20 protein-coding genes are annotated in these 19,326 nt (G+C 63.9%); 14 read left to right on the top strand and 6 right to left on the bottom strand.

The features are described from left to right. Window positions 1-90 precede the first annotated feature (90 nt). Window positions 91-984, top strand: coding sequence for a hypothetical protein (locus NITMOv2_RS09540; RefSeq protein WP_053379648.1), 894 nt, complete (start codon window positions 91-93; stop codon window positions 982-984). On the opposite strand, the gene NITMOv2_RS09535 is transcribed toward NITMOv2_RS09540, so the two are convergent. Then, window positions 877-3,831: a proline dehydrogenase family protein gene (locus NITMOv2_RS09535; protein ID WP_053379647.1), complete on the bottom strand. Its 2,955-nt coding sequence runs from the start codon at window positions 3,829-3,831 to the stop codon at window positions 877-879. The genes NITMOv2_RS09540 and NITMOv2_RS09535 overlap by 108 nt on opposite strands. 175 nt (window positions 3,832-4,006) lie before the next feature. Between NITMOv2_RS09535 and NITMOv2_RS09530 the strand changes: the two genes are divergently transcribed. The 6 genes from NITMOv2_RS09530 (at window position 4,007) to lipA (ending at window position 7,823) form a co-directional block, all read left to right on the top strand. Beyond that, window positions 4,007-4,852, top strand: coding sequence for an acyl-CoA desaturase (locus tag NITMOv2_RS09530; protein ID WP_053379646.1), 846 nt, complete (start codon window positions 4,007-4,009; stop codon window positions 4,850-4,852). Between the two features lie 121 nt (window positions 4,853-4,973). Then, the gene (locus tag NITMOv2_RS09525) at window positions 4,974-5,846 is read left to right on the top strand and encodes an Mrp/NBP35 family ATP-binding protein (protein ID WP_053379645.1); all 873 of its coding nucleotides are present in this window, start codon (window positions 4,974-4,976) and stop codon (window positions 5,844-5,846) included. 25 nt (window positions 5,847-5,871) lie between these two features. Then, complete coding sequence (locus NITMOv2_RS09520; protein ID WP_053379644.1) at window positions 5,872-6,177, top strand: Rieske (2Fe-2S) protein; 306 nt, start codon at window positions 5,872-5,874, stop codon at window positions 6,175-6,177. 29 nt (window positions 6,178-6,206) lie between these two features. Next, window positions 6,207-6,572 carry a hypothetical protein gene (locus NITMOv2_RS09515; RefSeq protein ID WP_053379643.1) on the top strand — a complete coding sequence of 122 codons (366 nt, stop codon included), beginning with the start codon at window positions 6,207-6,209 and terminating at the stop codon, window positions 6,570-6,572. A gap of 5 nt (window positions 6,573-6,577) precedes the next feature. Further along, a complete protein-coding gene (locus NITMOv2_RS09510) occupies window positions 6,578-6,940 on the top strand; it encodes a hypothetical protein (RefSeq protein ID WP_053379642.1) in 363 nt (120 codons plus the stop codon). A gap of 4 nt (window positions 6,941-6,944) precedes the next feature. Further along, window positions 6,945-7,823 (top strand): lipoyl synthase, encoded by an 879-nt coding sequence (gene lipA, locus NITMOv2_RS09505; protein ID WP_053379641.1) that lies wholly within the window; start codon window positions 6,945-6,947, stop codon window positions 7,821-7,823. A 1-nt stretch (window position 7,824) separates the two neighbouring features. Here lipA and pgm read toward each other — a convergent pair whose 3' ends face one another. Next, window positions 7,825-9,468 (bottom strand): phosphoglucomutase (alpha-D-glucose-1,6-bisphosphate-dependent), encoded by a 1,644-nt coding sequence (gene pgm / locus NITMOv2_RS09500; protein WP_053379640.1) that lies wholly within the window; start codon window positions 9,466-9,468, stop codon window positions 7,825-7,827. 232 nt (window positions 9,469-9,700) lie between these two features. On the opposite strand from pgm, the gene NITMOv2_RS09495 reads away from it, so the two are divergent. Together NITMOv2_RS09495 and NITMOv2_RS09490 are read left to right on the top strand one after the other, a co-directional pair. Further along, the gene (locus NITMOv2_RS09495; RefSeq protein ID WP_053379639.1) at window positions 9,701-10,348 is read left to right on the top strand and encodes a TrkA C-terminal domain-containing protein; all 648 of its coding nucleotides are present in this window, start codon (window positions 9,701-9,703) and stop codon (window positions 10,346-10,348) included. Window positions 10,349-10,424: 76 nt separating this feature from the next. Further along, entirely contained in the window at window positions 10,425-11,816 is a 1,392-nt protein-coding gene (locus NITMOv2_RS09490) for a Do family serine endopeptidase (RefSeq protein ID WP_083447896.1), read from the top strand. 47 nt (window positions 11,817-11,863) lie between these two features. Here the strand turns inward: NITMOv2_RS09490 and fusA are convergent, their stop codons facing one another. Both fusA and radC read right to left on the bottom strand, forming a co-directional pair. Continuing rightward, the gene (gene fusA / locus NITMOv2_RS09485; RefSeq protein ID WP_053379638.1) at window positions 11,864-13,966 is read right to left on the bottom strand and encodes an elongation factor G; all 2,103 of its coding nucleotides are present in this window, start codon (window positions 13,964-13,966) and stop codon (window positions 11,864-11,866) included. Window positions 13,967-14,058: 92 nt separating this feature from the next. Beyond that, entirely contained in the window at window positions 14,059-14,772 is a 714-nt protein-coding gene (gene radC, locus NITMOv2_RS09480; RefSeq protein ID WP_053379637.1) for a RadC family protein, read from the bottom strand. A gap of 188 nt (window positions 14,773-14,960) precedes the next feature. Here radC and NITMOv2_RS23865 point away from each other — a divergent pair, with 188 nt between their 5' ends. The 5 genes from NITMOv2_RS23865 to NITMOv2_RS09460 all read left to right on the top strand — a co-directional run bounded on the left by NITMOv2_RS23865 (window position 14,961) and on the right by NITMOv2_RS09460 (window position 18,095). After that, window positions 14,961-15,134 carry a hypothetical protein gene (locus tag NITMOv2_RS23865; protein ID WP_187299418.1) on the top strand — a complete coding sequence of 58 codons (174 nt, stop codon included), beginning with the start codon at window positions 14,961-14,963 and terminating at the stop codon, window positions 15,132-15,134. A 233-nt stretch (window positions 15,135-15,367) separates the two neighbouring features. After that, the gene (gene rsmD / locus NITMOv2_RS09475) at window positions 15,368-15,967 is read left to right on the top strand and encodes a 16S rRNA (guanine(966)-N(2))-methyltransferase RsmD (protein ID WP_274519527.1); all 600 of its coding nucleotides are present in this window, start codon (window positions 15,368-15,370) and stop codon (window positions 15,965-15,967) included. Beyond that, window positions 15,964-16,452, top strand: a complete 489-nt coding sequence (gene coaD / locus NITMOv2_RS09470) for a pantetheine-phosphate adenylyltransferase (RefSeq protein WP_053379635.1) — start codon at window positions 15,964-15,966, stop codon at window positions 16,450-16,452. The genes rsmD and coaD overlap by 4 nt, the downstream gene beginning before the upstream one ends. Beyond that, entirely contained in the window at window positions 16,449-17,645 is a 1,197-nt protein-coding gene (locus tag NITMOv2_RS09465; RefSeq protein ID WP_053379634.1) for a pyridoxal phosphate-dependent aminotransferase, read from the top strand. Before coaD ends, NITMOv2_RS09465 begins: the two co-directional genes overlap by 4 nt. Before the next feature lie 72 nt (window positions 17,646-17,717). Further along, on the top strand, window positions 17,718-18,095 hold the full coding sequence (locus NITMOv2_RS09460; RefSeq protein WP_053379633.1) for an FmdB family zinc ribbon protein: 378 nt from the start codon (window positions 17,718-17,720) through the stop codon (window positions 18,093-18,095). A gap of 124 nt (window positions 18,096-18,219) precedes the next feature. On the opposite strand, the gene NITMOv2_RS09455 is transcribed toward NITMOv2_RS09460, so the two are convergent. Both NITMOv2_RS09455 and NITMOv2_RS09450 read right to left on the bottom strand, forming a co-directional pair. Further along, the gene (locus tag NITMOv2_RS09455) at window positions 18,220-18,630 is read right to left on the bottom strand and encodes a hypothetical protein (RefSeq protein ID WP_053379632.1); all 411 of its coding nucleotides are present in this window, start codon (window positions 18,628-18,630) and stop codon (window positions 18,220-18,222) included. Between the two features lie 43 nt (window positions 18,631-18,673). Beyond that, window positions 18,674-19,318, bottom strand: coding sequence for an L-threonylcarbamoyladenylate synthase (locus tag NITMOv2_RS09450; RefSeq protein WP_053379631.1), 645 nt, complete (start codon window positions 19,316-19,318; stop codon window positions 18,674-18,676). Between the last annotated feature and the right edge of the window lie 8 nt (window positions 19,319-19,326).

Raw genomic sequence — 19,326 nt, 5'->3', positions numbered from 1 at the left:
AGCGTTCAGCATGGCGCCCTGCACACTTGGCTTGCCGCTCTCGGGAGTCCTATGGTACGGTCGTATCCAGCGAGAAGGAGATCTGTTTCTATGGCGTGTCATCATCCGTTCGCTCGATGGTTCGTGTTTCTCAGCGTGCTGCTGTTCACCCTCGGTTGTCTGCCGCCACTCGTCCAGGCCGAAGAAGCCATCACCATCTCGCAGTCCGCCGACTATTTTCCGGACGCCATCGGGAATCGCTGGACCTATCGCGGGCAAATCAGCGAAGGCCCGCTGCAGACTATTGATCACAAAACCTTCACGAACATTTCGACCGTCACCGGCACGAAGACGCTGAAGGGTGTGACGGTAACGGTCTTTCACGATACTAATCCGGGCAATCACGGCCCCTCCGACAGTTTTTACCGGCGCGACGTCGTCGGGATCGTCTATTACGGGTCGGATCCCGGCACGCCGCTCGAAAAGCAAATCATTCCCTATCAAATCGTCCGCTTCCCGTTGACCGTCCCGTCGTCGTTTCAGCAGTTCGACCGCACGGGCCTCGACTTCGGCACGGACATGGATCGGGACGGCAGGGATGAAAAAGTCGACGTGCGGGGCTGGACCAGTCTGGTGGGGCGCGAGTCGGTCGTTGTTCCGGCCGGGGCGTTCGACGAAGCGATCAAGGTGGAGGCGCGCATGACGATGCGCATCCATTTGTCCGGCGGCAAGCGCACCGCCATGGGCACCGACGTGATGACGGCCTGGTTTGCGAAGGGCGTGGGCCTCGTGAAGTATGTGGAACGGCAGGAGCTCTCGGCCGCCAAAGAAGATCGCGGCGTCGTGACGGAAATCACCGAAGAATTGGAAGAGTACGACGTGAAGCCGGTGAAGGAGTCACTCAGCCGATTCGAAGCCCCGCCGGAGGGTGTTTTCGCTGACGACCCGCGACACCACGAATTGCGCCAGGTAGTCCTCTCCGCCGGTTTTCGCACCCACCCCTGAAAACCGGTGCCCGCCGAACGGCTGGCGCCCGACCATCGCGCCGGTGATGGGCCGATTCACGTACAGGTTCCCCACGTCGAACTGTTCGCGCGCCAAAGCCAGATTGGCCGGGCTCCGCGCATAGACCCCGCCCGTGAGGGCGTACTCGGTCCCGTTCGCAATCCGCAGTGCGTCCGCGAAACTCTCCGCCGTCATCACCGACAACACCGGCCCGAAGATTTCTTCCTGCGCCAGCCGGTGATGCGGCCGGATGTCGGTGAAGACCGTCGGGCCCACAAAATAGCCGGGCCGGTTGACCGGACAGTGGACCAACTCGGTGCCCTCCTGCCGGCCGATCTCGATATAGCGCTCAATGCCGGCCTGCGCCCTGGCATCGATGACCGGGCCCACTTGCGTGCCGGGTTCCATCGGATCGCCGATTTCCAGACTCATCACCGCCTCCCGCAAGCGGGCGATGAACGGATCATACATCGCACGGTGCACGATCACGCGCGAGCAGGCCGAGCATTTCTGGCCGGCATAGCCGGTAAACGAAGTGATGACGCCGGTGATCGCTTCGTCGAGATCGGCCGTCTCGTCGACGATGATCGCGTTCTTGCCGCCCATTTCGGCGAGCACCCGCTTCACCATCGGCTGCCCCGGCGCCACGCGGGCGGCTTCTTGGATGATCCGCAGGCCTACGGCCTTCGATCCCGTAAATGCGATGGTCGCGACCTGCGGATGGGCGACGAGCGCCTGCCCGATCTCCGGTCCGCCGGGGAGGCAGGTCAACACGCCGGGCGGGACGCCGGCGGCGAAGAAGATGTCCGTGATCATCCGCCCGAGCAGCGACGATCGCTCGGACGGTTTGAAGACGACCGTATTGCCGGTGACCAGCGCGGCCGCCACCATGCCGGTGGGAATCGCGAACGGAAAATTCCAGGGCGCCACGACGGCCGCCACGCCGCGGGAGCCGTACACCCGGTGGTTCAATTCGCCGGGCCGGTCTCCCAATCGGCGCGGGGGCGCGAGCCGCTCCATTTCATCGGCGTAGAAACGGAGGAAGTCGATGGCTTCCGCCACGTCGGCATCGGCCTCACGCCAGGGCTTGCCGACTTCGGCAATCTCCCAGGCGGCGATGTCGAACCGGCGCTCGTTCATCAGTGTCGCGGCGGACCTAAGCATATCGGCCCGCTCCGCGGCCGAACGTCGACGCCAGGCCTCGTGCCGCTCGGACGCCATCTGAACCGCACGGACGACATCGTCCACCGCCGCGCCGCGCACGGTGGCCACCAACTCGTTCGGCCGGGCGGGGTTGCGCGACTCCAACCAAGAACCGGCCAGCGCCAGTTCGGTCGAAGCCGGCTCCCATCGGCCGCCCAGTTGCGAGCGGACCTTGGCAATGGCGGCGCTCATCGCCTGCCGAACCTCGGCGCGCGCGAAATCGCTGTGCGGTTCGTTGACGAAGGAGCGCTCGGCGGGCGCGGAGGCGGCGGGCACGGCCGGCGAGGCCACAACGGGAGCCGCCAGCAACCGGCTCAGGGGCTGCGACTCCACATATTCCTTGCGGAGGAAGGATTCGTTCGAGGTGTTTTCCAGCAGCCGCCGGACTAAATACGCCATCCCGGGGAGCAGCTGACCCACCGGCGTGTACAAACGCACCCGCCGCCCGAGCTTCACCATGGCCTGTTGAAACGGCTCCGCCATGCCGAAGATCATCTGGTATTCCAGCGCGTCCGGCGGCAGCTGGCGCGCCTCAGCGGCGGCTTCAATGGCGGCCAACGTCCGGAGATTGTGCGTGCCGAACGCCGGCCGGATCAGCTGCGGCTCCTCGAAGAGCAGCGGCACCAGGCGTTCGTAATTCGCGTCGGTTTCCGCCTTGTGCTCGAACAGTGGAACCGGCCACCCAGCCTGCCGATAGCGCACCGTGTCGGAATCCCAATAGGCCCCCTTCACCAGCCGGACGGTGATCGGCGTACCCCGCGCCTTGGTCCAGTGGAGCAGATGCCGAATGTCTCGCTCGGTGTCCCGATGGTAGGCCTGCAGGGCGAGCCCGGCGAAAGGAAACGCTCGGTAGGGCGGCTCGTCAAAGAGCCGGGTGAAAATGGACAACAGGACATCCTTGGTGTCCGCTTGTTCCATGTCAAAGGTGAGTCCGGCCGGCAGGGCTACCGCCAGTTCCACGAGCGGGCGGAGCCGCGCGGCGACCGCGCGGTAGACGCCGTCGGGGTCGATGGGATCGAGGCGCGACGTGAGTGCTGAAATCTTGAGCGAGAGCTGCACGCGCGGCAGATCGCCCAGATGATCCCGCTCCAATCGTCCGGCGCCCGGCCATGCGCGCACGGCGTCTCCCAGCAGCGCGAGCGCATGGCGGCAATGATCGCGGTAGCGATCCGCCTCCCGTTCGCTGATCGTCGCCTCCCCCAGGAGATCGACCGACCAGGCGCGCCCCTCCTTCCACAGGGCGGCCAGAACGGGGACCGCCTCTTCGACAGTGGCGCCGGCGATGAATGTGCGGGCCATCTGCTCGACTTGCTTGCGGATCGATTTGCCGGTCAAGCGCGCGCCGATGCCCGTGGCGGCCAGCGCCCGCAGTCCCCACTGCAACCCGAACAGGTCATGGCCCAGATCTCCGAAGTATTCCTCTGCGAGGGAGACGACCCGGGCGTCGTCGGCGACGGCGGGCAACGCATCGATGAAATGGAAGAGCCGGGCTTTGAAGACGGGATCCTTCATGGCGAGATGGATGGCCGATTGGGACCACCATCGACCGTCAAACAGGGTGGGGGAGAGCCCCGCGGACAGCTGCGCGAGCTGCTGACCGATACGCAGGATGGCCGGTTCGAGAGAAGCCGGAGATGTCGTCATGAGGCGCCTGGCTTCAGTATACACGGCGGAACGGGCGTCGCACACGGGGATCCCCCCTACCGGTCGGCAAGATTTCGTTGAAAAACCGCCGATGGTTCGCTACCATGCGCCCCGGCAATCGTCTGTTCACCGGAGCTGCGCGGTGAACCCATGATCATCAGAACCAGGAGGACGAATGACCGTGCCCGCTCAAGCCGTGTTTTCGTGGTGGACACTGGGGCTCTTTTGCGCCGTCGCCGCCGCGACGCTCATCGGCATCCCACTGTACGGCTATTATATCGGCTTCACCCTCTTCGATTGGCTGCTCTTTCTGGTGATGTACATCGTGACGGGGCTGGGCATCACGGTCGGCTATCATCGGCTCGTCGCGCATCAGAGCTTCGACTGTCCCGACTGGGTCAAGCGCTGCCTGCTCGTTGCCGGCGGCTGGGCGCTGCAGAACTCCGCGCTCATCTGGGGCGCCGACCATATCCGGCATCACGCGCGCACGGACACCGAGGAAGATCCCTATAATGTCACGAAGGGCTTTTGGCACAGCCACTGCGGCTGGCTGTTCTACGAGACGCCGCACCGCTCGGAGAAGTACGAGATCCGCCTGCGCCGCGATCCCATCGTGATCTGGCAGCATCGCTACTACTGGCTGATCGTCCTTTCGGGGCTCGCCGTTCCCTTTTCCATCGGAGTCTGGTGGCATGGCGCGTGGATGGGCGGCGTGAGCGCGCTGCTGATGGGCGGCCTGCTCCGCATGTTCATGGTGCTCAACTCCACCTTCACGATCAACTCGCTGTGCCATATGATCGGCACGCAGCCGCACGGCACGGAGGACAGCAGCCGTGACAGCTGGCTGATTTCGTTCGTGAGCTTCGGGGAGGGCTATCATAACTATCACCACACCTATGCCCGCGATTACCGCAACGGGCCCAAATGGTATAACTTCGATCCATCCAAATGGATCATTTACACGCTCTCGCTGATGGGGTTGGCGACGAATCTGCGCCGCTTCGATCCCTCCGTCTTTTAGCGCCTCCCTGGTCGTGATCCGGTCGGGCTACGACCCTAGGGGCCGACCGGCCCATTTCATTTCCTTCCCCCCATCCCTTATGATGACCCTCAGGCGAGGCAATTCGTGAGGAGGAGACACCATGGCTGACGAACAGGCTCAGGGCGGCCCGCAGGCGCAGGGCAAGGAGACGCTGATTCCCGGCGTGAAACACGTCATCGCGATCAGCAGCGGGAAGGGAGGCGTCGGCAAATCCACGGTGGCGGCCAATCTGGCCTGTGCGCTGGCCCTGACGGGCGCGAAGGTCGGGCTGTTGGACGCCGATCTCTACGGGCCGAACATCCCCATGATGATGGGAAGCACCACCGGGCCCGAGCAGAAGGACGGCAAGATTCTCCCGGTGGAAAACCATGGGGTGAAACTCATCTCCATGGCGTTCCTCGTGCCGGAAGAGGCGCCGCTCGTCTGGCGGGGCCCGATGGTCCATCAATATCTGCAAGCCTTCTTCCGCGACGTGCTTTGGGGCGAATTGGATTATCTGCTCATCGATTTGCCTCCGGGGACGGGAGACGTGCAGCTCTCGCTGTCCCAGATGGTGCCGCTCGCCGGCGCCATCACCGTGACCACACCGCAGGAAGTCGCCCTGTACGACGTCCGCAAGGGGATGGCGATGTTCCAAAAGGTCAACGTGCCGCTGTTGGGCATTGTCGAGAACATGAGCCATTTTGTCTGCGGGCATTGCGGCGAACGGACGGAGATCTTCTCCTATGGCGGCGGGGAGCGGGCGGCCGAAAAACTGGGCGTGCCGTTTCTCGGGCGCATTCCGATCGATCCGGCCATCAGGGACGGCGGCGATACCGGCCATCCGATCGTCGTGGCCGATCCCGCGTCCCCGCAGGCGGCCGCCTTTCGAGACATCGCCCAGAAGATTATCCGAGCACTCGGCGGCGCCGGCCAGGCTGTGCCGATCGAGAACCTGCTGAAGAAAATCAAGCAGCCGTTTTCGTCCAACTGACGCGCATGAAATCATGGAGGGGGCAATGGGGGAATTCGTCCGGGTCGCGGGCACGGCGGATGTCAAACCGGGTCACGGAATCGTCGCGGAGGTTCAGGGCAAGACGTTGGCGGTGTTCAACGTGGACGGCACCTTTCACGCCATCGACAATACCTGCGTGCATCGCGGCGGCCCGTTGGGGGAAGGGGAAGTCGAAGGCGGCGTGGTGTCCTGTCCCTGGCACGGATGGCAGTTCAACGTGGCCACCGGCGAATGCGTGAAAAATCCATCCGCCAAGGTGGCGGTGTATCAAGTCAAGGTCGACGGCGACGAGGTCAAGGTGCTGATCTAACCCGGTGCTCAAGGCAAGAAAGGAGCGCCATGGCTGTCTCCGCGAAACAGCAAACCGACATCACCGCCGCGCTCGTCCGGCTCTACGTGTTTCTTACGCAGTATCTTGACCGTTGCCTCGATGAGGCTGCGCGCGCCACTTATCCGGAGGCGGAGTTGCAGGCGCATTTGACCGAAACCAGGCGCCAACTCATGGACATCCTGTCCGTGAATCCGGTCGTGAAAGGAAAGCTGGCGGAGGAGTGCGACCGCATCCTGGCTCTGGGAGCCGCCTGCCTCTCGTCCGGCCCGGCCGACGCACAACGCCGCAAGACGATCGACGCGGAACGAGCCGTGCTCCGGAGCAAGACCATTGCGCTCAGCGATGTGGTGGCGGTGTTTCGCGCGCTGGAGTAACGTCTATGGGGCCGTGCAGCCCGGACCGATACCAGCTCGCCGGCTTCGATCACAAGGAACGCGGCTTCAGCCGTCCCGTGGAACTGGAACCGGAAGAGGCGGGCTACCGCGCCGTGCTCCGCTACGAAACGCTTCGCCTTGCCACCGAAGTGTGCCGGGGACAGGACGAGGCGCTGCACCGGTTGATCCGGCAGCTCCATGCGGAGGGATATCGCCGGCTCCGCACACAAATGACTTTTCGTTCCGGCCAGTATCTCGGCTCGCAGGAGCCCTGGGTCGAGTATCCGGACCCGCCACCGGCGCCGCAGGCGAACGGATGGTGGGTCAAGCTGGCCGCATGGTTCCGTCCCTCTGCGGCGAACGAGTAGCCCGATGCGTTTGATCCCCGTCGACGAGCTTCGCACTGCACACCGCCCGCGGTTACCCGCGTGGTTCAAGGTACGGGCGACGACCGGCCCGGATTATCTCGATATCAAGCAGACGATGGACCGGCTTCGGTTGCACACCATCTGCGAAGAGGCCCGCTGTCCGAATCGCTGGGAGTGTTGGAACGCCCGCACGGCCACGTTTCTCATCCTGGGCGAGATCTGTACGAGACGCTGCCATTACTGCTCGGTGGAGACGGGGCGGCCGAAGGCGGTCGATCCCGATGAGCCGCGCCGAGTGGCCGAGGCGGTGCAGGCGTTGGGACTGCGCCATGCCGTGATCACGTCCGTGAATCGGGACGAATTGGACGACGGCGGCGCCGCCACCTTCGCCGCGACCATCCGTGAGGTGAGACGGCTGAGCCCCGCCTGCACCATTGAGGTGTTGATTCCGGATTTTGAAGGCGATGAAGCCGCGCTGCGCATCGTGTGCCGGGAACAGCCGGAGATTCTCAATCACAATATCGAAACGGTGCGGCGCTTGTTCCCATCCCTCCGGCCGCAAGGCAAGTATCAGCGGTCGCTCGCGCTCCTTCACAGCGCGAAGCGGGAGGGGATGACGACAAAATCGGGACTCATTGTCGGCATGGGCGAGACGTTGGACGAAGCCCGCGAGGTGATGCGCGATCTGCGCGCGGTCGAGTGCGACATCCTCACCATCGGCCAGTACCTTCAGCCGACGAAAGCCCATCTGCCGGTCGCCCGCTTTTATGACCCGTCGGAGTTCGCCGTGCTGAAAGAAGAGGGCATCGCGATGGGCTTCCACCACGTCGAATCCGGCCCGCTGGTCCGCAGCTCCTACCATGCGGAGCAACAGATTTCCTGATTTATTTGCCGGATAGCACACGACCAATGAGGCTTTGCGCTTCCACCTGAATCCGCTTCAAGTGCTCCTTTCCGCGGAAGCTTTCCGCATAGAGCTTGTATACATCCTCGGTGCCCGACGGGCGGGCGGCGAACCAGCCGTGTTCCGTGACGACTTTGAGGCCGCCGATCGCGGCGCCGTTGCCCGGCGCGGTCGTCAGCATGGCGGTGATGGGGTCCCCGGCGAGGTGAGTCGCCTTCACTTGATCCGGGGATAGGTTGGCGAGAATCGCCTTTTGCTCCGGCATCGCGGCGGCGTCGATCCGCTCGTAGACCGGCTCGCCCAAGTCCTCGGTGAGCTGCCGATACCATTCGGACAGATCGCGCCCGGTCTTCGCCATCATCTCGGCGGCCAGTAAATCCATAATGATCCCGTCCTTGTCGGTCGTCCAGACGGTGCCGTCGCGCCGTAAGAACGACGCTCCCGCGCTTTCTTCCCCGCCGAATCCCAGCGATCCCTCCAGCAAACCCGGCACAAACCATTTGAAGCCGACCGGCACCTCCACCAGTCGACGAGTCAGTTTGGCCGCTACGCGATCGATGAGACTGCTGCTCACCAGCGTTTTGCCGATGCCGGCGCCGACCGTCCACCCGGGTCGGTGAGAAAAGAGGTAAAAAATGGCGGCCGCCAAATAATGATTGGGGTTCATCAGACCGCCAGACTTCGTCACGATGCCATGCCGATCGTTGTCCGCATCGTTGCCGAAGGCGACATCGAAGCGGTCTTTGAGCGCGATGAGGTTGGCCATGGCATAGGGCGATGAGCAGTCCATCCGAATCTTGCCGTCCCAATCGAGCGGCATGAAGCGGAAGGTGGGATCCACGGATGGATTCACGATCTCAATGTTCAGTCCATAGCGATCGGCGATCGGCTTCCAATAGGCCACGCCTGAGCCGCCGAGGGGATCGACGCCGAGCTGAAGCCGGGCCTGTTTGATGGCGTCCAGATCGATCACCTGCGCCAGGTCGCCGACATAGGCGCCGACATAGTCGTGCCCATGGACGGTGGACGTGCGCCGGGCCTGCTCGTACGGCATCCGAGCGACGCCGTGGAGTTGCGCCGCCAAGAGCGCGTTGGCGCGCGACTCGATCCACTTGGTGACGTCCGTGTCGGCCGGACCGCCCTCCGGCGGGTTGTACTTGATGCCGCCGTCTTCCGGTGGATTGTGGGAAGGGGTAATGACAATGCCGTCGGCCAATCCCGCTGTTCGGCCGCGGTTATACGTCAGAATGGCATGGGAGATGACCGGCGTCGGCGTGAAGCCGCCGTCTCGGTCGATCCTGACCTCAACGCGATTGGCCGCCAGGACCTCGAGCGCGGTTTCAAATGCGGGCCGCGACAGCGCATGGGTATCCATCCCGAGAAACAATGGTCCGGTGGTCTTCTGCGCCGCACGATACTCACAGACCGCTTGAGTCACGGCAAGAACGTGCCGCTCGTTAAAGCTGCGCTTGAGGGATGAGCCGCGATGTCCAGATGTGCCAAATGAAACCCGCTGCTGCGGGACATTGACATCGGGTTGCTCTGTATAGGCCGCCAGGAGGTGCGGGACATCGACCAGCATGGATACGGGAGCCGGCTTGCCGGCCAATGGATGGAGCGACATGGCGAAACATCTCCTTGGGCGCAGTCTGTGATCGCTACAGGCGTACGTTGCATGGCGTGACCGGCCGGTGTCAACGTTTCTTTCCAGAACGCTGACCGGCGGTGAGAAAGGCACGCGGAGGTTGACGCCGCAGGGGGAGGAGAGTAAATGAAACCAGCGTCGTCCGGGGAGATGGCGCGGCAGGTCGCGTAGCCGGAAGAGATGACAGTTAACATAATCATCCTTATCAGACATGAGTCTTGAGCTACTGGGCCGCGTCCATAAAGAGCTGTCGATCACCGGCAGCGCGCTCTACGAAACCCTGCTGGCGATCGCCGAGCGTGTGAACCGCAAGGTGCAGATCATCCGCCTGCACTGGCAGGCGGCGATGCTTTTAGAACGGATGGACCGGATCGCGGGCGACGTCGGTCAGGACGTGGTGGACCGCGTCGCCCGCCGGTTTCTCGTACGCGGAGAGGCCGATGCAGGTCTGAGCGCATTCGATGCCGTGCTGACCCGCGCGGCCGGCCGCGTTCAGGACCTCAAGCAGTCGCTGGTTCGGATCGACGCCCAAATCCGCGCGCTCAAACTTGAAGCGATCCATCAGGATTTGCTGCGCCTGCAATGCGACCTGAGTCTCCGGTCGGCCGGCATCGAACGGCTCTTGGTTCCGCGCGGCGCGCCGGCGGTCGGCCAGCGCGTCCGCGCCTGTCCGCGGCCGCCCTCGGTCCATATCGCCACCGTCTTGCGCGGGCCCTTTCTCTTGCCTCCGGGCGAGGACTTGGTATTCCGGCCGGACGACATCGTCGTGCTCATCGGCCTGCAAGCGGACCTCGATCGGGTCACGGCGTGGTTCACCGGTCCGACCATCATGAGCCGCACGGTTTCAAAGTCGGGATGAACTGTGTGCCGGCCGCCAGTAGGCACATCGCCCCGGATTCGGATACAATGACGCCTCGATAGACGACAGGGCGCGCATGACGACATCTCGCTTCATCGGCTCCTGCGTGACCGCGGTGAGCCTGTGCCTCGTGCTCCCCGGGGTTGCCACCGCGGACCCGGCTGCCGGGGTGGGGCTCAAAGACTCGCCCGGCATCCGCATGCTGGAAGAAATCCAGACCGTCATCACCGAGCTCGCCGAACAGGCCAAGCCCTCCGTCGTGAACCTCTTTCCGCTGCAAGGGATCGGCCGCAGCCGCGAGCTGGGAAGTGAACGCATTCCGCCCAACACGCCGGGATCCGGGTCCGGCCTCATCGTGGACAGCGAGGGCCATATCGTCACCAACAATCATGTGATTGGCGATGCCGCCGAGGTTGAAGTGCGACTGTCCGACAAGACGAAGCTGATCGCCCACGTGATCGGCAAGGATCCGGACACCGATCTGGCGTTGTTGAAAGTGACGGCGGATCGGCCGCTCCCCAGCGCGCGGTTCGGCGATTCCTCCACGGTCAAAGTCGGCCAGTGGGTGCTCGCGGTCGGCAACCCGTTCGGGCTCGATCGGACGGTGACGCTCGGCGTCGTCAGCGGGATCGGGCGGGAAAACATCAATCTGTCACGGTATGAGAATTTCATTCAAACCGATGCGTCGATCAATCCCGGCAATTCCGGCGGCCCGCTCTTCAATCTCCGCGGTGAGGTGATCGGCATCAACACCGCCATCATCAACTTCGCGCAGGGCATCGGGTTCGCCATTCCATCGAACATGGCGAAACAGGTTATCGATCAGCTCATCGCGAAGGGCAAGGTGGTCCGCGGCTGGCTCGGCGTGGGGATTCAGCCCTTGACGCCCGAGCTCGCCAAGAAGTTCGGCGTCAACGAAGGCGAAGGGGTCTTAGTCAACGAGGTGTTCGACAAAGACCCGGCGGCGGCGGCCGGCATCAAACCGGGCGATATCATTATCCGGATCGACGGCGCGGTCGTGGATTCGCCCAACAAACTGTCGCGGCTCATCGGCGCGCTGCCTCCGGGTGCCACATCGAAGATCGAGGTCGTCCGTGACTTACAGCATGTCGTGCTCGACGTCCCTTTGAGCGAGCGCCGGGATGCGGCCGTCGTGGCCTCCATCCCGCAGGCCAAGACCGAAATGAAGCTCGGGCTCGACGTCCAGGATCTCACCGCCGGATTGGCCGACAAGTTCAAACTGCGCGAGCCGAAAGGCGTGCTCATCACGAAGGTGGAGCCCAGCAGCTTGGCGCACGCCGAAGGCCTGCGGGAAGGCGACTTGATCAAGGAAGTGAATCGCGCCGAGGTGAGCTCCGTCGGCGAGTTCACGTCCGCCCTGTCCCGCGTCCGGCGCGGCGATACGGTGCTGCTGCGCGTCCTCCGCGAGAACCGCGCGTTCTACGTCGTCCTCAAATCGACCGAATGACAGGCTCTAAAAGGTCCACCCGCAGCCTGTACCAACTGGACGTTCGATCAATGGGCAGCGACCGCCTGGCGGTCGGCTTTGTGCTGCTCGATAAGCTTGCCGGCCAGCTCGCGCGGCACTTCCTCATAGCGCGCGAAGTCCATCACATAGCTCCCTCGTCCCCCCGTCATGGCATTCAGCGCCGGCGCATATTTGAGCATTTCCGCCAGCGGCACCAGCGCCGTAATCTGCTCCGCGTGGTCGTTGGCGCGGACGGAGAGGATCCGCCCGCGCCGCGCGTTCAAATCCCCCATCACGGCGCCGACGGCGTCGGTCGGGACGTCGATCTCGACCGTCATCATCGGCTCAAGCAGCACCGGATGCGCGCTCTCCATCGCCTTTTTGAACGCCATCGAGCCGGCGATCTTGAACGACATTTCCGACGAATCCACGACGTGGTAGGACCCGTCGTAGACGGCGACGCGCACGTCCACAACGGGAAAGCCGCTGAGCACGCCTTCGTGCATCGCTTCGACCACGCCCTTCTCAATCGCCGGAATGAAATTGCGCGGAATCGCCCCGCCGACGACCCGGCTTTCGAAGACGAACCCCTCCCCGCGCGGCAGCGGCGTGAGCTCCAGCCAGCAGTCGCCGTATTGCCCGTGTCCGCCGGTCTGTTTTTTATATTTCCCCTGCGCCTGGGCCGCCGTCTTGATCGTTTCGCGATACGGAATTTTCGGTGTATGGAGCGTCACATCTGCGCCGAACTTCCGGTGGAGCTTCTCCAGCGCCAGATCGATGTGCAATTGGCCGAGCCCGCTCAGGACCATCTCCTTGGTGTCCGCATTGCGCACGAAGGCGAGCGTCGGATCTTCCTCAATGAGCTTGTGCAGACCCAGGCTGACTTTGTCGATCTCGGCTTTCGACTTGGCGTCGATCGCGAACGACAACACCGGCCGCGGCAAATCGAGCCCCGGATAGCAGATGGGGTCGCTCTCCTGGCACAGCGTGTCGCCGGCCTGCGTGTCTTTCAATTTCCCGATCGCGATGATTTCCCCCGCCCGGGCCGCCGACACGGCCGTATGTCTCTTTCCGAGAACGGCGTAGAAGTGTCCGAGTTTCTCGCGCACGTGCCGCGTGGCGTTGAAGACGGTGGTATCCGCCTGGACCGTCCCGGACACCACTCGGCAGTAGGAGAGTCGCCCGACGAAGGGATCGATGAGCGTTTTGAAGACGTAGGCCGAGAACGGTTCCGTGGCGTTCCCCTTGCGGACACCGACCTCCCCTGTCTCCGGATGCCGGCCTTCAAAGGGATGGCCGGCCGCCCGCTCCTCGGGAGAGGGCAGAAGCGTCTCGATGGCGTCCGCGATCGACCAGACGCCGACATTTCGTATGGCGGAGCCGGCATAGACGGGAAGAAACTGCCTTGTCAGGACGTCGGCGCGCAGGCCGCGCAGGAGATCCTCGTGGCTCAAGTCCCCTTGCCCTACGTAGGCCTCCAGCAGCTGTTCGTCGCTTTCCGCGACCGCCTCGATCAGCTGCTTGCGCGCGTCGCGATAGAGCCCCTCGAGCTCGGGCGGAATCGGCAGCTGGTCGGCTTTGGGCGACGCCGGCCCGGATCGGATGAGCGTCCCGCGACGGACGTCGAGGACCGCGTCGATCCCGGGTCCTGGATTGAGAGGCAGCGTCATCGGGACGGGCGGGCAGTCCAACTGTTTCCGGCAGACCTCCAGGGCCTCCGGAAAGGACACGCCTTCCCGATCCAAGCCGTTGACGAAGACTAAACAGGGTAATGCCAGCGCGTGGATGCGGGCCCAGACCCGTGCGAGTTCGGTGCGGACCCCCGCCTGGCCGTTCAGGACGATGATCACGGCATCGACGGCCCGCAACGCCGCAAGCGGTTCGCCCAGGAGGCTGAGCGCCCCCGGTGGATCCAGGAGGTTGATCGTGATCGTGCCCCATCGGTAGTGCAGGAGGCTGGTGCTGGCCGAACTATGGTGGTGGAGCTCTTCCGGCTCAAAGTCGGAGACGGTCGTGCCGTGGGGGACGGAACCGAGGGTGGGAATCGCACCGCTCACATAGAGCAAGGCCTCGCTGAGCGAGGTCTTACCCGCGCCGGCGCTGGACACAATCGCGACATTTCTGACGGGCTCCACACGGGGTGCTTCCATGGCGTGCCCTCCTCAATGAATAAATGGCGTTAGTGCATCGCGCTCCTTCTCGCTTAGCTTAGTATGTAGGCCGCTGCCCGGTCGGTGAACAGCTAGTCATTCCCCTGTCCCGTGAGCCAGCCTTGATCCGCAAAGCTCACATACTTTCCGTCGCCCATGACGAGATGATCCAGGACGCGAATGCCGAGCACCCGCCCGGCGGCGACCAACCGATCGGTCAACTGCCGGTCTTCGGGGCTCGGCGTCGGATCGCCGCTCGGATGGTTATGGAGAACAATGACGCTCGCGGCGGACTCCCGCACGGCGAGCGCGAAGACTTCGCGCGGGTGGACGATGCTCAGCGTGAGGCTTCCCTCGGACACCGTCGCTTCTTTCAGGATGGTGTGCTTGGCGTCGAGCAGTACGACTTTGAAGACTTCATGTTTGAGATCGCGGAGGGTAGGATGGAAATGTTTGAAGAGATCCTGGCTGCAGGTGATCCGCGTGCCGGTCGAGAGGGGTTCGGCCAGCGTCCGCCGGCCCAGTTCGATCGCCGCCTTGAGTTGCGCCGCCTTCGCCGGTCCGACTCCCGGAATGTGACAGAGCTCCTCGATGCCGCACTTCGCCAACCCTCCCACCCCACCCACCCGGTGGAGGAGTTCCATGGCGACCTGGACGGCGGAGGAGTCGCGCCGGCCCGTCCGCAACAGAATGGCGAGCAGTTGCGCTTCGGTGAGCGCCTGCGGGCCCTTGGCGAGCAACCGTTCACGGGGCCGTTCCGTTTCAGGCCAGTACGTAATTCCCCGCCGGTGCCCGTTGACCGTCATGAATCCCCCGCCTCAGTGCACAAAAAAATGACACCTCGAACGTTTTTGTACTGCCGGACCGGGCCGTTTTTTCCCCCTGAGACAACTACGTAGCTCTAAACCATTGAATTGTCGATTCATGACAATTTGGTGCAGCTCTTGCTTGATTGCGGCACCAGCTGTACACGTTGTCACCCTGGGAGGGTTCGATGGAATGTCCGAAGTGCAAAGGCCTGATGATGCTGGAGCGGTTCTCCGATTTCTTTCTCATTTTCTACGCCTGGAAGTGCATCAACTGCGGCGCGATCATCGATCGCACGATCTCCAACAATCGGAGAAAGAGCCTCGCCGCGCGTGAGCCCCAGCCGGTCGCGGCGCGCTGACACCCCCGGCCCCCGCACCACCCGATCCGCCCGCCGGCGCCCGGCCCCTGCTCGGATCGGGTCTGGACGATCGGCCGATCCGGGAGCGCCCATTATAGCCCGCTCCTCTCGCTGCGGAAAGGCCATTATCCAAGCCGCGTGACCCGCACTCTTCCGGATCGCCATGCAGCTCATCACTCGCCCGCTCTATTTCCTCATTATTGACCCCTTCAAAATCGCTATGTTAGAGTCTCCTGCTTTTCGAAAGGCAGAAGTCCAGGGATATGCGTGTCATTGCTGGCACCCATCGAGGCCGGCGGCTGCGCGGGCCTCGGGGGACGGCGCTTCGTCCCACCTCTGACCGTGTTCGGGAAGCCTTGTTTTCCATTCTTGGCCCGCGCGTCGTCGGCTGTCGCCTGCTCGATTTGTACGCCGGAACCGGCGCGATCGGCATCGAAGCCGTGAGCCGGGGCGCTGCGCAGGCGACCTGTGTGGAGTCCCAGCGCGAGGCGCTCGCGTTGCTCCGCCACAATGTGGCGGATTGCGGTCTGACGAAGAACATCATGGTGCGGGCGCAAACGGTGCAGCAATTCCTCAGGCAGCGCGATCGGTGGAACGGACCCTACGACATCGTCTTTGCCGATCCGCCCTATGCCGACGCGCCGGCGTTCGCCGCGCTCGTGAGCGCCGTCGCGGATGACACTCTGCTTGCGCCGGACGCCCGCGTGATCATCGAACATGCGACGAAGACTCCGCCGCCGGCGCACCTCGGCGCCTGGGCGCTCCTTCACGCCTACCGCTACGGCGACACGTCCCTGTCGCTCTATGCGCCGGCGGCGGGAGCCGCGCCATGAAGATCGGCATCTACCCCGGCACCTTCGATCCGATCACGCACGGCCACACCGACATCATCACGCGCAGCCTGCGGGTGTTCGACAAAGTGGTCGTCGCGGTCGCGCCCAATCCGGCCAAGCATCCGCTCTTCAATTTGGCCGAGCGCCTTGATATGGTGAAGCTCGTCATGAAGGACGTGGGGCAGGTCGAGGTCACGTCGTTCGAGGGGCTGCTGGTGGATTACGTGGAGCGCTCCGGCGCGCACGCGATCATCCGCGGGCTGCGCGCAATCTCGGATTTCGAGCACGAATTTCAAATGGCGTTGATCAATCGCAAACTCGCCAAGACCGTCGAGACGGTCTTCCTGATGCCGAGCGAGGAATATTCCTATCTCTCCTCCACCATCATCAAGGATGTGGCGATTCACGGCGGCTCGTTGACCGAATTTCTGCATCCGGAGGTCGCCCGCCGGCTGCAAGCCCGCATCCGGAGTCTCAAACCATGAAGCTCGCCGCCCGCGTCGGCCGCATCGCCCCTTCCCCGACCCTCGCCATGACCGCCACGGCGAAAGCCATGGCGGCGCAAGGGTTGGACGTGATCGACTTTTCGTCCGGCGAGCCGGATTTCGACACGCCCGAGCCGGTGAAGGCGGCGGCCGAAGCCGCGATCCGCGCCGGATTTACCAAATATACGCCGTCCTCGGGGATCGACGAGCTGCGCCAGGCCGTCATCGACAAGCTCCGGGTGGAACAGGGCCTGCGCTACGAGAAATCGCAAATTCTGATCTCGTGCGGCGCCAAACATTCGCTGTACAACCTGGCCGAAGCGTTGCTCGAGGCCGGCGACGAACTCATCATTCCGACGCCCTACTGGGTCTCCTATGCCGATCAAGCGTTGTTGAACGACGCGACGCCCGTGCTGCTGCCGACGCACGAAGCGCAGGGGTATGCGATCGATCCGGAGGAGCTGCAGCGCCGGATTACGCCGCGCACGAAGGCCATCATCGTCAACAGCCCCTGCAATCCGACCGGAGCGATGTACGACCGCCCGACGCTGGAGGCGATCGCGACGCTCGCGCTGCGCCATCGGCTGCTCCTCATCTCGGATGAAATTTACGAGAAGGTGGTGTACGGCGGCGCCACGCACGTCGGCATCGCCACGCTCGGCCCGGACGTCGCGGCCCAGACGGTCATCATCAACGGCGTCTCCAAAGCCTATGCCATGACCGGCTGGCGGATCGGCTATGCCGCCGGGCCCAAAGAGCTGCTGACCGCCATGGCCAATATTCAAAGCCAGAGCACGTCGAATCCCTGTTCGATTTCGCAAAAAGCCGCCGTCGCCGCGTTACGGCTGGGCGCTCTGTTTACGGACGCCATGGTCCGGGAATTCGATCGGCGGCGCACGGCGATGGTCGACCGGCTCAACCGGATCCCGGGCGTGACGTGCCGGATGCCGGACGGCGCCTTCTACGCGTTTCCGAACATCCGCGGGGTGCTCGGCCGGCGCGGTCCCGACGGCCCCATCGAGACGCCGCACCAGCTGGCCCAATACCTATTGCAGCATGCGCATGTGGCGGTCGTCCCCGGCGAACCGTTCGGCAGCCGGGACCACGTGCGGCTGTCCTACGCGACCGGCATGGAGACGATCCAACGGGGCCTCGATCGCATCGCGGCGGCGTTTGAAAAATTGACGATCTGACCGCGCCCACTCTTGACTCTTCCACGGTCGGTCTTATTGTAGGAGGCGTCTCGGACTCAGGGGAGGTATGTCGTGCCGATTTATGAATATGCCTGTCAGGACTGTGCGTATACCTTCGAACTGAAGCAGAGCATCAAGGAAGAGCCGGTCGCCGTCTGCGCCCGCTGCGGCAAGTCGGTCACACGGATCATCTCGGCGCCGGCCATCATGTTCAAGGGCAGCGGCTGGTACATCACGGATTATTCGGACAAGCTGAAACCGCCGTCCGGCGAAGCGGCTTCCTCATCCAACGGTCAAAAGAAAGAGTCGGGCGGGACCTCGGAGGCGGGAACAGCACCGGCAGGGGCCGCATCGTCGTCGAACGGCGGCGCGCCGACCGCATCCTCAACGCCCGCCGCCGCACCGGCTTCTTCGCCCGGCAGCACGACGCCGGCTCCCAAGGCGTCTTAAGTCTTGCGTCCAAGACGTCCGTTCGTGGCGCGCGGGCCGAACCACGAACGGAACGGTTGAAGTTGTATGCCCTTCGACAGGCTCAGGGTGAGCGGCTTCAGACACGACCTTTCTGGATACAACACTAAGTTTTCTTCGTCGACGTCTTCTTCTTCGCCGGCTGCTTGGCCACGGGCTTCGTCGTCGGTTTCGCGGCCGCTTTGGCCGGTGCCTTCGGCGCCATCGCCTTCACCGCCTTGGCCCGCAGCTGATCCACCTGATGCTGTAAACTCGCAATCGTCCCCGTCTTCTCTCGATTCACTCGGCTCAAATCGTCGAGCTGAATCTGGAGATCCTGCTTGGCTCTGGCCAGCTCGTTCACCTGCGATTGCAGTTGGGTTTTCTCCAACGTGAGCGACTGGGTTTCGGATCGCAGCTGCTCGATCTGCGCCTGGAGCGCCGGCGGCCAGTAATCGCAGCCGCTCACACCGATCATCAGCGCCGCGCCGACGACCATTCCGAAAGACGCCCGTGCCTGTCGCGTCGTCACCATCATGGCCCTCCTCTCGTCATGAAAGATACGGCGTTCATGCGTTGACTCACGTCACCGCAATGCCGTGTGTCTGTAGCACGTTCTCAATCTGATGTCGAGTGACGGCGCCGGCGCGGACGAGGCGCACGATGTCCCGCGCCTCGAGCACCGTCGAAGGCAGTCCGCCCGGTGTGCGGCCCGCATCGACGATCAGCGCGAGGCGGTCGCCCAGCGTCTGCTGCACGGTCTCGGCGGTGGCCGCGGGCGGCGCGCCGGCGGGATTCGCACTCGTGCCGGTGACCGGGCCGACAAGCGTCAACAACTGCCGCAACGGGACACAGCCGGTCAACCGCACCCCGACCGTTCCGGTCCCCGCGGTGAGGCTCTCGGGGAGCGACGGATGGGCGTCGAGCACAATCGTGAGGGGGCCGGGCCAGAACGTCTCCATGAGCACCCGCGCAGCCGGAGAGACGGCCGGCACGAGAAGAGAGAGCTGTGAGGGCTCTCCGATCAGGACCAACAGCGGCTTGCCGTCCGCGCGTCCCTTGGCGGCGAACAGCCGGTCGATCGCCGGGGCAGCGAACGGATTCACGGCCAAGCCGTAATACGTCTCCGTGGGCACCGCCACGATGTCGCCGGCCTCGAGTGTGCGAGCGACCGCCTGGGCGAGGTGCGGCAGTTCGCCAGGGATGAAGGGAAGGATAGCGGCCATGGACGAGA

It is taken from the genome of Nitrospira moscoviensis (genome assembly GCF_001273775.1).
GTDB classification, from domain to species: Bacteria; Nitrospirota; Nitrospiria; order Nitrospirales; family Nitrospiraceae; genus Nitrospira_D; species Nitrospira_D moscoviensis.
The sequence above is the reverse complement of the archived record's forward strand: the minus strand, read 5'-3'. Positions and strand labels throughout refer to the sequence as shown.